Genomic DNA, 14225 nt, shown 5'->3' on the forward strand with positions numbered 1-14225 from the left:
GCAGGGTTTAAGGAGAATAACATGACAAAAATTGTTGCTCGAAAATGGCTGGTTGCTGTGGGAGTGGTCTCTGCACTGGCCGCATCGCCTGGCTGGGCCGCCAAAGATGTAGTGGTAGCCGTGGGGTCCAATTTCACGACGCTCGACCCCTATGACGCGAATGACACGTTGTCACAGGCGGTAGCGAAGTCGTTTTATCAGGGGTTGTTTGGCCTTGATAAAGAGATGAAACTGAAAAATGTGCTCGCGGAGAGTTATACGGTTTCTGATGATGGGCTGACCTATACCCTTAAGCTGCGCCAGGGCGTGAAGTTTCAGGATGGAACCGACTTCAATGCCGATGCGGTAAAAGCTAACCTCGATCGGGCCAGTAACCCGGAAAACCATCTGAAACGTTACAACCTGTATAAGAATATCGATAAAACCGAAGTCGTTGATCCGTCGACGGTGAAGATTACGCTGAAACAGCCGTTCTCTGCCTTTATCAATATTCTGGCGCACCCGGCAACGGCGATGATTTCTCCCGCCGCGCTGGAGAAATACGGTAAGGAGATCGGTTTCCATCCTGTGGGGACCGGGCCGTACCAGCTTGATACCTGGAATCAGACGGATTTTGTGAAGGTTAAGAAGTTCGCGGGCTACTGGCAGCAAGGACTGCCAAAGCTGGATACGATTACCTGGCGTCCGGTGACCGACAACAACACGCGTGCGGCCATGCTGCAAACTGGGGAAGCGCAGTTTGCCTTCCCGATCCCATACGAGCAGGCGTCGCTGTTGGCGAAGAACAAAAACCTGGAACTGGTGGCCAGTCCGTCTATTATGCAGCGTTACATCAGCATGAATGTCACGCAAAAACCGTTCGACAACCCGAAGGTGCGTGAAGCGCTGAATTATGCCATCAACCGCCAGGCGCTGGTGAAAGTGGCTTTTGCTGGTTACGCGACGCCGGCAACCGGCGTTCTCCCCCCGTCGATAGCCTATGCGCAAAGCTATACGCCGTGGCCCTACGACCCGGCGAAAGCGCGCGAACTGCTGAAAGAAGCAGGTTATCCGAACGGTTTTACCACTACGCTATGGTCTTCGCATAACCACAGTACCGCGCAGAAAGTGCTGCAATTTACCCAGCAGCAGCTGGCGCAGGTGGGCATTAAGGCTCAGGTAACAGCGATGGATGCCGGTCAGCGCGCCGCGGAAGTTGAAGGGAAAGCGCAGAAAGAGAGTGGGGTACGGATGTTCTACACCGGCTGGTCGGCGTCTACGGGCGAAGCTGACTGGGCGCTGTCACCGCTGTTTGCATCACAAAACTGGCCGCCAACTTTGTTTAATACGGCGTTCTACAGCAATAAGCAGGTGGACAGTGATTTAGCGGCAGCGTTGCAAACTAACGATCCGGCGCAGAAAGCGAAGCTGTACAAAGACGCGCAGGATATTATCTGGAAAGAGTCGCCGTGGATCCCGCTGGTGGTGGAAAAACTGATTTCGGCGCACAGCACCAGGTTGACCGGGTTCTGGATTATGCCGGATACCGGATTTAGCTTTGATGATGCGGATTTAAAATAAGCTATTCATTCGGCCCCGCAGCCCAGGGGCCGGCGAAGGGAGCGTGATGCTTAACTATGTTTTCAAGCGCCTGCTGGGGTTGATTCCAACTCTGTTGATTGTTGCGGTGCTGGTATTTTTATTTGTTCACCTGCTACCCGGCGATCCGGCCCGGCTGATTGCCGGACCGGAAGCTGACGCCGAGGTTATTGAATTGGTGCGCAAGCAGCTGGGTCTGGACCAGCCGCTGCATGTTCAGTTCTGGCATTACATGACTAACGTGTTGCAAGGCGATTTTGGCACCTCGATGGTTTCTCGTCGCCCGGTATCTGAAGAGATAGCCAGTCGTTTTATGCCATCACTATGGCTGACTATTGCCAGTATGGCGTGGGCGGTATTGTTTGGTATGACGGCGGGGATCATTGCTGCCGTATGGCGAAATCGCTGGCCGGACAGATTAAGCATGACGCTGGCGGTCACCGGGATCTCGTTCCCGGCGTTTGCGCTTGGCATGCTGCTGATGCAGATATTCTCCGTTGAACTCGGTTGGTTGCCTACCGTGGGCGCAGACACCTGGCTGCACTACATCCTCCCGTCTATTACGCTGGGCGCGGCGGTGGCTGCGGTGTTAGCCCGATTTACTCGCGCCTCGTTTGTTGATGTGCTCAGCGAAGATTATATGCGCACCGCGCGGGCTAAAGGGGTGAGTGAAACCTGGGTGGTGTTAAAACATGGTCTGCGTAATGCGATGATCCCTGTGGTCACCATGATGGGACTACAGTTTGGCTTTTTGCTTGGTGGATCAATCGTGGTTGAGAAGGTGTTCAACTGGCCCGGGCTTGGGCGACTGTTGGTGGACTCCGTCGAAATGCGCGACTACCCGGTGATTCAGGCTGAGGTGCTGTTGTTTTCTCTGGAATTTATTCTTATTAACTTAGTGGTGGATGTGCTCTACGCTGCCATTAATCCGGCTATCAGGTACAAGTAAGGATGCGATTTTTTAACTGGCGCCGACAGGCGATTTTAAATGCGATGCCCCTTGTTAAGCCAGAGCAGATACGCACACCGTGGCATGAGTTCTGGCGTCGGTTCCGTCGACAGCACATGGCGATGGTCGCTGGGCTGTTTGTATTGCTCCTGATCGTGGTAGCGATTTTTGCCCGCTGGCTGACGCCATTTGATGCCGAGAATTACTTCGATTATGACCGTCTGAATGACGGACCGTCGATGCTGCACTGGTTTGGCGTTGACTCACTGGGACGGGATATCTTTAGCCGCGTGCTGGTTGGGGCGCAAATCTCGCTGGCGGCAGGGGTCTTTGCCGTATTTATTGGCGCGGCGATTGGTACGGTACTGGGTCTGCTGGCGGGGTACTACGAAGGCTGGTGGGATCGACTGATCATGCGAATCTGCGATGTGCTGTTCGCCTTTCCGGGGATATTGCTGGCGATAGCCGTGGTCGCCGTGCTGGGCAGCGGAATTGCTAACGTGATCATTGCCGTGGCCATTTTCTCCATTCCAGCCTTCGCGCGCCTGGTGCGTGGGAATACGCTGGTGCTGAAGCAACAGACGTTTATTGAGTCTGCGCGCAGTATTGGTGCCAGCGATGCGACCATCATCTTCAACCATATTCTGCCTGGAACGGTCTCATCGATCGTGGTCTTTTTTACCATGCGAATTGGCACGTCGATCATCTCTGCCGCGAGCCTGTCATTTCTGGGATTAGGCGCACAGCCGCCGACGCCGGAGTGGGGGGCAATGCTTAATGAAGCGCGCGCTGATATGGTGATCGCGCCGCACGTGGCGATTTTCCCGGCGGTAGCGATATTCCTGACGGTGCTGGCGTTTAACTTACTGGGAGATGGTCTGCGCGACGCGCTGGACCCGAAGATAAAAGGATAAACCGTAGGCCTGATAAGACGCTTCAGCGTCGCCATCAGGCATTGCCGGATGCGGCATAAATGCCTTATCCGGCCTACGTTGGGTTACGCTAATTAAACGCGGGTGCCCCACAGATCGTATTCATCTGCGTTTTCGACCTTCACGCGGATGATATCGCCAGGTTTCACCTTGGTTTCACCATTCAGGTATACCGCGCCGTCGATTTCTGGAGCATCAGCCATGCTACGACCAATTGCGCCTTCTTCGTCAACTTCATCAACGATAACCAGAATCTCGCGGCCCACTTTCTCTTGCAAACGTTCAGCAGAGATCTGCTGCTGCAATTGCATAAAGCGGTTCCAGCGTTCTTCTTTCACCTCTTCCGGGATTTGATCCGGCAGGTCATTAGCGCCAGCGCCTTCTACCGGGCTGTATTTAAAGCAGCCCACGCGATCCAGACGCGCTTCCTTCAGGAAGTCGAGCAACATCTGGAAGTCTTCTTCCGTTTCACCCGGGAAACCAACAATGAAAGTGGATCGCAACGTCAGTTCAGGGCAGATTTCACGCCACTGCTTGATGCGCGCCAGTTGTCTGTCCACGGAGCCCGGGCGTTTCATCAGTTTAAGAATACGCGGGCTGGCATGCTGTAACGGGATGTCCAGATACGGCAGGATTTTCCCTTCCGCCATCAGCGGGATCACATCATCAACGTGCGGGTAGGGGTAGACGTAATGCAGACGCGTCCAGATCCCCAGTTTTGATAACTGTTCGCACAGATCAACCATGCTGGTTTTGACCGGCTCGCCGTTATGGAAACCGGTACGATGCTTCACATCTACACCGTACGCAGAGGTATCCTGAGAGATTACCAGAATCTCTTTCACGCCCGCATCGACCAGACGCTTGGCTTCGCTAAGGACGTCGCCAATCGGACGGCTCACCAGATCGCCGCGCATGGAGGGAATAATGCAGAACGTGCAGCGGTGGTTACAGCCCTCGGAAATCTTCAGATAGGCGTAATGGCGAGGAGTCAGCTTAACGCCCTGCTCAGGAACCAGACTCTGGAACGGGTTGTGTTTTGGTTTTGGCACATAGTGGTGAACGTGCTCCAGAACCTGTTCATAGCTATGCGGCCCGGTGATTTCCAGCACCTTCGGGTGGACTTCACGGATCTGATCGACTTTCGCGCCCAGACAGCCGGTGACGATCACCTTACCGTTCTCGTTCAGCGCTTCGCCAATTGCTTCCAGGGACTCCTGAACCGCACTGTCGATAAAGCCGCAGGTATTAACGATAACCATATCCGCGTCGTCGTAGCTTGGCACAACATCATAGCCTTCGGTACGAAGTTCGGTCAGGATGCGCTCAGAATCGACGAGGTTTTTCGGACAACCTAGTGATATAAAACCAATTTTTGCCATTTTCTTATACTGTACATTGCTCGTAATCGGGGGATTATACAGATGCCTTCACGGTACATCTATATCTGATCAGCATAAGACGGAGAGAATAAAGAGCGATACCTATAAAGAGTAGATCGGTTAGTGAAAGGTGTTTAGTGAGTCTAATTCCGGCTTTAAGTGCCGCTTCTTGGCTATAGACACTCATTATCGTAAATTTTATCTCGTCGAGCGTTACTAATGAGGTTAAATTTGAAAGATATTGTTTTGAAGTCGAAACTTGAAATGGCTAAAACTCTTTATGCTAATGGTGTGAGTTTATATTATATCTCGCTTGCTACAGGCTTAAGTTGGCGTGTATTAATGACAGAATTAACGTTTATCGCCAGTCATGAAAATATTCGACAAAAAGCTAACGCTCACGTACCCAAACTTTAAATAATTCACCTGTCTATTACCATCCTACAAAATTTGAAAGGTAACGTTAATATGTATATTTCGCCACTTCCGGTCGCCACGGACTCTGATGTTGATAAACTTAGAGATGATATTGCTAATAAACTTTTATTCACTATTGGCAAAGATCCCGCAATCGCCACGAAACGGGAGTGGCTTAATGCGACGTTATATGCGGTACGCGATCGGATGGTCGAGCGCTGGCACCGTTCTAATCGGGCGCAATTCTCTCAGGATGCGCGCCAGGTATATTATCTGTCGATGGAATTTTTAATTGGTCGTACACTATCCAATGCATTGCTCTCTTTAGGTATTTATGATGAAGTCAGAAGCGCGCTGGAGGCAATGGGGCTTGAACTGGAAGAACTGATTGACGAAGAAAACGATCCCGGGTTAGGTAATGGTGGTCTCGGTCGTCTGGCGGCCTGCTTCCTTGATTCACTGGCGACGCTTGGGTTGCCGGGATGTGGATACGGTATTCGTTATAACTACGGTATGTTCAAACAAAATATCGTTAACGGTGTACAAAAAGAGTCGCTCGATTATTGGCTGGAATACGGTAATCCCTGGGAGTTCAAACGTCATAATACGCATTATAAAGTACGTTTTGGCGGGCGTGTTCAACAGGAAGGGAATAAAACCCGCTGGCTTGAAACCGAGGATATTCTGGCCGTGGCACATGATCAAATTATTCCAGGTTATGCGACGGACACGACTAATACGTTACGCTTGTGGAACGTGCAGGTGAATAGCGAAGTTAATGCGGGCAAACTGAATCAGCAGGCCGACTTTGCTACTGAAGTGGAAAACAAATACCACTTCGATCGTATCTCGCGGGTTTTGTACCCTGATGATTCCACCGATGCGGGGCGTGAATTGCGTTTACGCCAGGCCTATTTCCTGGCCTCGGCGACGATCCAGGATATTCTGAGTCGTCATTATCAGTTGCACAAAACATACGACAATCTGGCCGATAAAATTGCGATTCACCTTAATGATACGCATCCGGTACTGGCGATCCCTGAGTTGATGCGTTTATTGGTTGATCATCATCAGTTTAGCTGGGATAACGCGTTTGACGTGACCTGTCAGATTTTTTCTTATACCAACCATACGTTGATGAGTGAGGCGCTGGAGACCTGGCCAGTAGAAATGCTAAGTCGAATTTTGCCGCGCCATTTGCAGATTATTTTTGAGATTAACGATCGTTTTCTGAAGACATTACAGGAACGTTATCGTAATGACAGCGATCTACTGAAACGTGTGTCGTTAATTGATGAGTCCAATGGTCGTGTGGTGCGTATGGCCTGGCTGGCGGTAGTTGTCAGTCATAAGGTAAACGGCGTGTCGGCATTGCATTCAAAACTGATGACCGAATCACTGTTTGCAGACTTCGCGCGTATATTTCCCTTGCGTTTCACCAACGTAACCAATGGTGTGACTGCGCGTCGTTGGCTGGCGCTGGCGAATCCACCGCTTGCCAAAGTGCTGGACGAAAATATCGGTGACAGCTGGCGGACTAAATTAATGCAGTTGGGCGAGCTGAAGCAGTTTATAGATTATCCGTCGGTGAATGAGGCTGTGCATCGTGCGAAACGTGAAAATAAGCAGCGGCTGGCGCACCATATTGCCACCCACTATGGCGTGGTGGTGAATCCTGATGCGCTGTTTGATGTGCAGGTGAAACGCATCCACGAGTACAAGCGGCAACTCATGAATGTGCTTCACGTTATTACACGCTATAACCGGATTAAAGCCGCGCCGGATGCCAACTGGGTACCGCGAGTGAATATCTTTGCCGGAAAAGCGGCCTCCTCTTATCACATGGCAAAACAAATTATTCGCTTGATTAACGATGTGGCGCAGTTAGTCAATAACGATCCGCTGATTGGCGGCAAACTGAAAGTAGTATTTATTCCGGATTACAGCGTCAGTCTCGCTCAGCTAATTATTCCGGCAGCCGATCTGTCAGAGCAAATTTCCCTGGCCGGGACGGAAGCCTCCGGGACCAGCAATATGAAATTCGGTATGAATGGTGCGCTCACTATCGGTACGCTCGACGGTGCGAATATCGAAATGCGCGAATACGTTGGGGAAGATAACATCTTTATCTTTGGCAATACGGCTAATCAGGTTGAAACTCTGCGACGTGATGGCTATGACCCGAGGCACATCTTTGAAAAGGATGAGGAACTTCATCAGGTGCTGACGCAAATCGGTACAGGGGTGTTCAGTCCGCAGGAGCCAGGGCGTTATAGAGACGTGTTGGATTCATTGATTAACTTCGGCGACTACTATCAGGTATTGGCAGATTATCGCAGCTATGTAGATTGTCAGGATGCGGTGGACGAGTTGTATCGTACTCCCCGGGAGTGGACGACAAAAACCATGCATAATATTGCTAACATGGGGTATTTCTCGTCGGACAGAACGGTTCAGGAATATGCCGACCATATCTGGCGCATAGCAAAAATACGCGTGTAGCCAGTATTTCTAACGCTCAGCCTCTCTGGTTTTCATAACAGGGAGGCTGTTTGCAAATCAGCCAGAATAGGTGAGAGGATTTTGTGGGTATTGCTTTCTTTGCGCGATGAGGCAAACACGCTAAATTGTGGCAAGGGAAACGGAGTGTTTATTTTTTTTAGTCCATACAGCTGAGCGTGTGTTTCAAATACCTTTTCCGGGATCACCCCTAAACAATGGGTATTGGACACAATCGTCAGAATCGCCGTAAACGATGAGGTAAGCAGGCAGCGTTCTCCGGTTCTAAATTTTTTATCCACAATACTGCGATGATAAATGATTTTCTCATTCTTAGTATTGTAACCGACCAGGTTAGCGTTTCTGAATTGCGCTTCACTGATGGTGTTACCATATAAAGAATTATTCTGCGAGGCCGTCAGTACCAGGCGCATATCGCATATTTTCTGGCATGAAAGACTTGCTGACTCTACGGCAAAGGTAGAAAAAACAGCATCTGCCTGACGCATATTCAGCAGTTCAATAATACTCTGTTCATTCAGGTCGGCGGTAAGGTGCAGGAGGCTGATATCGGCGTCAGTCTCGATTATTCTGGCGGTGACATCTGGAATAACGATAGGGGAAATAAAAGATTCCGTATAAAGCGTTAACCTTTTTTTGGCGGCAGGCGTGGAAAGCGGCATCAGCGTTGATAGCTTATCGATAATTGGGATTGTATTATCATACAGTTCATCAGAATAGACCGTCGGTAACAGTGCATTCCCGCTACGGACAAAAAGATTATCACCCATCATTTCGCGCAGTTTTCTTAATGACTGGCTGACGGCGGAAGGTGAGATGTTCAGCATGTCAGCGACTCTGGAAATGCTACCCACGCTATAGATCAAACAGAAAATGGTCAGCAGATTGAGATCTATTTTTGATAGTGTGCGTATTTTTTCTGCATCATTTGCTTTCGACATAGACCCCTCATCATCAACACCATGGCAGTAACCACATCAGGTATAGCAAAAAAAGTCAGGCGAGTCAGACACAGAGCGCCTTCGATAAGCGTACAGAATGAAGTTGTAACATTGTAAATTATGTTAATCAATTGGGCTTTATTGATGTAGGACATCTATTTGTTCAAAAAACAACCATACTATTAAGTTGCACCATAGTTGGAAAGAGGAGGAACAAAGTATGGTTGTTGACAGACTGAGAACCGATCTTCTCAACAAATTGATAAACGCCCGTATCGAACTTGCCGCTTATCTGCAGTTGAGAAAAGCGAAAGGCTACATGTCAGTTAGCGAGAGCGATCGCCTGCGTGATGTTTTTTTTGCACTGAATCGCGAATTGCACGAGCAATCACAGCTTCACGGTATGCATCTTGATCAGGAAGAGTGGAATGCCCTTCATCGTGCTGAAGGGGCGTTAGCCGCCGCCGCGGTTTGTCTTATGAGTGGACATCACGATTGTCCAACGTTTATCGCCGTTAACGCAGAGAAACTGGAAAACTGCCTGACAACGCTGACGCTGAGCATCCAGTGTTTGCAATCTTATCCAACGCTGGAACACGTCTGAATCAGGGGGAGGGCGCTCCCCCTTTTCGTCAAGATTATGTAAATGTAGCGGGATAATTCCCCTTGCTGGCTACGCTTTATGCAGAGCCATTAAGGAGGTGTTATGCGTCGACTCTTTCTCTGTGCTATTCCACTTGCGCTATTTTCCACTTATGCCGCCGCGGTAAAAGTGGAAGTGCTGCAAACTAAACTCGATCACCCATGGTCACTGGCTTTTTTACCCGATAACCGCGGTATGCTCATTACGCTCAAAGGTGGACAGCTTCGACTCTGGCAGCCTGATAAAGGGCTTTCCGACCCGCTGACCGGCGTACCCAAAGTTTGGGCAAATGGTCAGGGAGGACTGCTTGATGTGGCGTTAGCACCGGATTTTGCACAATCTCGCCGGGTATGGCTAAGCTTCGCTGAAGCCGACCGCGAAGGCAAAGCGGGCACTGCGGTAGGCTACGGGCGATTGAGTGACGATCTCAAACATCTGCAAGGATTTCAGACCGTTTTTCGCCAACAGCCAAAGCTTTCCACCGGAAACCATTTTGGTGGACGTCTGGTATTTGATGGTAACGGTTATCTGTTTATTGGCCTGGGGGAGAATAATCAACGCGCTACCGCCCAGGACCTGGATAAATTGCAGGGTAAATTAGTCCGACTGACCGACGAGGGAAAAATTCCGCCGGATAATCCGTTTGTGAACATGGCAGGAGCGCGGGCAGAGATTTGGTCGTATGGCATCCGCAACCCGCAGGGTATGGCGATGAATCCGTGGAGTGATGTGTTGTGGCTCAATGAGCATGGTCCACGCGGAGGCGATGAAATCAATATCCCCGAGAAAGGGAAAAACTACGGCTGGCCTATCGCGACCTGGGGTGTTAACTACAGTGGTTTGAAAATTCCCGAAGCAAAAGGTCAAATTGTTGCTGGCACGGAACAACCCATCTTTTATTGGGAAAAGTCGCCGGCGGTTAGTGGAATGGCTTTTTACAATAGTGATACCTTCCCGCAGTGGCGGCAAAAGTTGTTCATCGGCGCGTTGAAAGATAAAGAAGTGATCGTGCTGAGCGTTAAGGGGAATACGGTCACTGAGGATGGTCGTCTGTTGCAGGAAAGGGGGCAGCGGATCCGTGATGTGCGCGTCGGACCAGACGGTTATTTGTACGTGCTAACCGACGAGTCCGACGGGGAATTACTGAAAGTGAGTCCCTGATTTGGTTAGCTGACCGGGATCATCACGATTTTTTGAAACGCCGGGCGCTCGGTCAGTTGTTGATACCAGCGTTCCAGATGCGGGCGCGGGGTCCAGCTCAGACCAACGTTGAACAGGTTATAGATGAACGGTGCAACAGCGATATCCGCCGTGCCAAATTCAGCCCCGGAGAACCATGGCTGGTCTGCCAGCGCGTTATCCAGAATGGCAAACAGGTTATCGCAAACTTGTTTACTTGCCTCAATGGCCGCCATATCGCGCTGATCGGCAGGTGTTCTGACCAGACCAAATAAGATAACCCGATGCGCAGGGCTTAGCGTCTGATTTGCCCAGTCCATCCATTTTTCACCGACTGCGCGCGCGGCCGGGGCGTCAATCCACAAACGTTTTTGTCCGTACTGAGCGGCCAGATAGCGGACAATGGTATTGGATTCCCACAGGACAACGTCTGTTTCATCATCGCGTAGCAGCGGGACCAGTCCGTTCGGGTTCAGTGCCAGATAGTCGGCATCGCGGTTACCGCCATGCTGCCCGCCCGCCAGAATTTGGTTATACGGCAGTTCCAGTTCCTCGAGCGTCCACAATACTTTTTTTACGTTGGTCGAGTTATTGCGACCCCACAGTGTAATCATAGTAACCCCGCAAATTAATTGAGCAGCTTTATGGCTGCAGATGCCATCTGACTAGCTCACATGGTGGGGTAAACCTAATATTTACGCAACAAAGTCTAAAAAAATCGTGCCAGGAGCAGCGCAGCGCGGCGTTATTGCATAAACTTTAAAAACTTTACCAACTTACGGTTTCTTTAAGCTCGTTAGTGCGTTATTACTCACCGCACTTATTTTACACGTCATCCATCAGACTTTTTCTGCATGGGTTGGTCGAGGTCGCTTGGCCGGTTTTGTGTAAACACGGTGTGGTATGACGTGGTTTTTTGGAATGGATACTCGGGTGGCATTTATGACGCAATACTTCTCTTCACTTCGCAGCTTTGCTGCAGGTTCTGCACTCTTAATCCTTTTGGCGCCGACCGTACAGGCGGCGGAGCAACCGACGGCCCCGCCGAGCGTGGACGCGCGCGCGTGGATTCTGATGGATTACGCCAGTGGTAAGGTGCTGGCGGAAGGTAATGCTGATGAGAAACTGGATCCTGCCAGTCTGACCAAAATCATGACCAGCTATGTGGTTGGGCAGGCGCTGAAGGCCGGAAAAATTAACCTCAACGACATGGTCACCGTGGGCAAAGACGCATGGGCGACCGGTAATCCAGCCCTGCGCGGTTCGTCGGTCATGTTCCTCAAGCCCGGCGATCAGGTTGCGGTGTCCGATCTGAATAAAGGCGTTATCATTCAGTCAGGTAACGATGCCTGTATTGCACTCGCTGATTACGTTGCCGGCAGTCAGGAATCTTTTATTGGTCTGATGAACGGCTATGCGAAAAAACTGGGGCTGACCAACACGACTTTCCAGACGGTACACGGCCTGGATGCGGCAGGACAGTTCAGTACCGCACGTGATATGGCGTTGCTCGGGAAGGCGTTAATCCACGATGTGCCGGAAGAGTACGCTATTCACAAAGAGAAAGAATTTACCTTCAATAAAATCCGCCAGCCGAACCGCAACCGTCTGTTGTGGAGCACCAACCTGAACGTGGACGGTATGAAAACCGGGACCACTGCCGGGGCGGGATACAACCTGGTGGCTTCCGCGACCCAGGGCGATATGCGCCTGATCTCCGTGGTGCTGGGAGCAAAAACCGACCGCATTCGTTTCAATGAGTCAGAAAAGCTACTGACCTGGGGCTTCCGCTTCTTTGAAACCGTTACGCCGATTAAACCAGATGCCACTTTCGTAACCCAGCGCGTCTGGTTTGGCGATAAGAGTGAAGTGAATTTGGGCGCTGGAGAAGCGGGTTCGGTGACTATCCCGCGTGGTCAGCTCAAAAATCTGAAGGCCAGCTTTACCCTGACTGAACCACAGCTAACCGCGCCGTTGAAGAAAGGTCAGGTTGTGGGCACTATCGACTTCCAGTTGAACGGAAAATCCATTGAGCAGCGTCCGTTGATGGTGATGGAAGATGTGGAAGAGGGTGGTTTCTTTAGCCGCATGTGGGACTTTGTGATGATGAAATTCCACCAGTGGTTTGGTGGTTGGTTCTCTTAATCTTATCTATTGCCGGATGGCGCAATCGCCGTCCGGCAGTATCTGTTAGTACTTCAGCGTGATACGTTGTGCTTTAGCGTACTCAACAAATGCCTCGTCAGGACGGCTGTCGCTGATGATGGTATCAAAGCGTTTCAATTCCCCCATCCTCGCAGGGCGCACCTTGCCAAACTTGCTGTGATCGACCACCAAAACGTGATGCTGCGCCATCGACATCGCCCAGTGCTTCACCGGCAGTTCTTCCAGATTAAAACAGGTCGCGCCTTTTTCGATGTGAACACCTGCCGCGGAATAAAAGGCGATATCCGGACAGAGGTTGTTCAGCGTTTCCTGAAAATCGAGCGGTTTAAAAATCGCGTTACTGGCATGGAATTCACCACCACACAGAATGACGCGGCACTGCGGTTTTTCCTGCAGCACCAGAAACGTATTCAACGAGTAGCAGATTGCGGTGAAGGGCAGTTCATTGTCGATCGCTTCAATGATCCACGGCGTGGTCGTACCGCAATCGAAAAAGATGGTCTGATGCGCCTGCACGAGACTCGCCGCCTGCTGGGCAGCGCGACGCTTTTCATCAACCAGACGGGATTTTTGATCGCTGATTAAATAGTGGTTAGCGCTGCGGGGTTCCAGAACAATATAGCCCCCGAGCAGCACGACGGGAGCATCATGATTATTCAGGTCGCGACGAATGGTCATCTCAGATACGCCCAGCAACGTCGCGGCTTCTTTGAGGTGTAATTTATCGCTGCGTTTCAGCGCCTGCAGTAATTGACCAATACGCTCGTCGCGTCGAGTTTCCATAGTTCCCCTGGAGAATAGAATAAGTGCTCAGTTTCGCGCTTAATACTACTCTTTTTACCGCGGGTTAGTCACGTACCCAACCTTTACGGATGGGGAGAGCGAAGCAGGTGCGATAGCACGTCTGCAAGCCGAGGTACAAGCTTGTGCCGAACCGTTGCCAGATCATCTGGGCGCTCAGACAGCCGATCAACCCGGCCAGTAATCCGCCCAGCATATCCAGCGGCCAGTGAACGCCAAGGTAAACTCGTGACCAGGCAATCGCCACGGCGACAACCATCAGCAGAGCACCCGTCCACAAGCGATGCCAGAACAGGAAGGCCAGAGCAAAGGTAAAGATAACCGTACCGTGGTCGCTCGGGAAAGAGTCATCTGCCGCATGGTGCAGGAAGTTATAACCGATGTGGTTAACAAACGGACGATCGTGGGGGAACAGATGTCCCATCAGCCATGAAATCGTCAGCCCGACGATGAGCGCAATCGCCATTTTGATGACCAACTGGCGCTGGAGCGTAACCTGACCACGAGGTCCCCAAAGCCAAAGTACAACGGCTAACAGCGGCACAATGCTAATCAGGTCTTTGGCAATAAAAATCGCCAGCGATATCATCCATTGCGCAGAGTCCGGCGTGGCATTGATGAGATAAAAAAGTGAGTTGTTCAGATTTTCCAGCATAACGTCCAGACTCAGTGTAATCGTTTAAAGGCCCATAGGGGGGAGAGCATAAAATTGCTTTC

13 protein-coding genes are annotated in these 14225 nt (G+C 50.8%); 8 read left to right on the forward strand and 5 right to left on the reverse strand.

Going from position 1 to position 14225, the window contains the following annotated elements; all coding sequences use genetic code 11:
* Positions 1 to 21: 21 nt before the first annotated feature.
* From gsiB to gsiD, 3 genes are read left to right on the forward strand one after another with little or no spacing between them, the layout of a single operon-like run.
* Positions 22 to 1560 (forward strand): glutathione ABC transporter substrate-binding protein GsiB, encoded by a 1539-nt coding sequence (gene gsiB / locus OGY68_RS08665; protein WP_057067351.1) that lies wholly within the window; start codon positions 22 to 24, stop codon positions 1558 to 1560.
* A gap of 46 nt (positions 1561 to 1606) precedes the next feature.
* The gene (gene gsiC / locus OGY68_RS08670; RefSeq protein WP_032942797.1) at positions 1607 to 2527 is read left to right on the forward strand and encodes a glutathione ABC transporter permease GsiC; all 921 of its coding nucleotides are present in this window, start codon (positions 1607 to 1609) and stop codon (positions 2525 to 2527) included.
* A gap of 2 nt (positions 2528 to 2529) precedes the next feature.
* Positions 2530 to 3441, forward strand: a complete 912-nt coding sequence (gene gsiD / locus OGY68_RS08675; protein ID WP_032942798.1) for a glutathione ABC transporter permease GsiD — start codon at positions 2530 to 2532, stop codon at positions 3439 to 3441.
* Positions 3442 to 3533: 92 nt separating this feature from the next.
* On the opposite strand, the gene rimO is transcribed toward gsiD, so the two are convergent.
* Positions 3534 to 4841 (reverse strand): 30S ribosomal protein S12 methylthiotransferase RimO, encoded by a 1308-nt coding sequence (gene rimO, locus OGY68_RS08680; protein WP_003831616.1) that lies wholly within the window; start codon positions 4839 to 4841, stop codon positions 3534 to 3536.
* A 231-nt stretch (positions 4842 to 5072) separates the two neighbouring features.
* Here rimO and OGY68_RS08685 point away from each other — a divergent pair, with 231 nt between their 5' ends.
* Complete coding sequence (locus OGY68_RS08685) at positions 5073 to 5258, forward strand: glycine cleavage system protein T (RefSeq protein WP_223240755.1); 186 nt, start codon at positions 5073 to 5075, stop codon at positions 5256 to 5258.
* A 51-nt stretch (positions 5259 to 5309) separates the two neighbouring features.
* Complete coding sequence (glgP, locus tag OGY68_RS08690) at positions 5310 to 7760, forward strand: glycogen phosphorylase (RefSeq protein WP_057067352.1); 2451 nt, start codon at positions 5310 to 5312, stop codon at positions 7758 to 7760.
* 32 nt (positions 7761 to 7792) lie between these two features.
* Here glgP and OGY68_RS08695 read toward each other — a convergent pair whose 3' ends face one another.
* Complete coding sequence (locus OGY68_RS08695) at positions 7793 to 8719, reverse strand: LysR family transcriptional regulator (protein WP_286616953.1); 927 nt, start codon at positions 8717 to 8719, stop codon at positions 7793 to 7795.
* A 220-nt stretch (positions 8720 to 8939) separates the two neighbouring features.
* Between OGY68_RS08695 and bssR the strand changes: the two genes are divergently transcribed.
* Both bssR and OGY68_RS08705 read left to right on the forward strand, forming a co-directional pair.
* Positions 8940 to 9323 (forward strand): biofilm formation regulator BssR, encoded by a 384-nt coding sequence (bssR, locus tag OGY68_RS08700; protein ID WP_048225978.1) that lies wholly within the window; start codon positions 8940 to 8942, stop codon positions 9321 to 9323.
* A gap of 102 nt (positions 9324 to 9425) precedes the next feature.
* Positions 9426 to 10523, forward strand: a complete 1098-nt coding sequence (locus OGY68_RS08705; RefSeq protein ID WP_032942802.1) for a PQQ-dependent sugar dehydrogenase — start codon at positions 9426 to 9428, stop codon at positions 10521 to 10523.
* A 5-nt stretch (positions 10524 to 10528) separates the two neighbouring features.
* Here the strand turns inward: OGY68_RS08705 and OGY68_RS08710 are convergent, their stop codons facing one another.
* Entirely contained in the window at positions 10529 to 11155 is a 627-nt protein-coding gene (locus tag OGY68_RS08710) for a glutathione S-transferase family protein (protein ID WP_003831628.1), read from the reverse strand.
* Positions 11156 to 11483: 328 nt separating this feature from the next.
* Between OGY68_RS08710 and dacC the strand changes: the two genes are divergently transcribed.
* The gene (gene dacC, locus OGY68_RS08715; RefSeq protein ID WP_032944358.1) at positions 11484 to 12686 is read left to right on the forward strand and encodes a serine-type D-Ala-D-Ala carboxypeptidase; all 1203 of its coding nucleotides are present in this window, start codon (positions 11484 to 11486) and stop codon (positions 12684 to 12686) included.
* Positions 12687 to 12731: 45 nt separating this feature from the next.
* Here dacC and deoR read toward each other — a convergent pair whose 3' ends face one another.
* The gene (deoR, locus tag OGY68_RS08720; protein ID WP_032942805.1) at positions 12732 to 13490 is read right to left on the reverse strand and encodes a DNA-binding transcriptional repressor DeoR; all 759 of its coding nucleotides are present in this window, start codon (positions 13488 to 13490) and stop codon (positions 12732 to 12734) included.
* A gap of 64 nt (positions 13491 to 13554) precedes the next feature.
* Complete coding sequence (gene ybjG / locus OGY68_RS08725) at positions 13555 to 14163, reverse strand: undecaprenyl-diphosphate phosphatase (RefSeq protein WP_057067991.1); 609 nt, start codon at positions 14161 to 14163, stop codon at positions 13555 to 13557.
* Positions 14164 to 14225: the final 62 nt, after the last annotated feature.

Source organism: Citrobacter sp. Cpo065 (assembly GCF_030332805.1).
Taxonomy (GTDB): domain Bacteria; phylum Pseudomonadota; class Gammaproteobacteria; order Enterobacterales; family Enterobacteriaceae; genus Citrobacter; species Citrobacter portucalensis.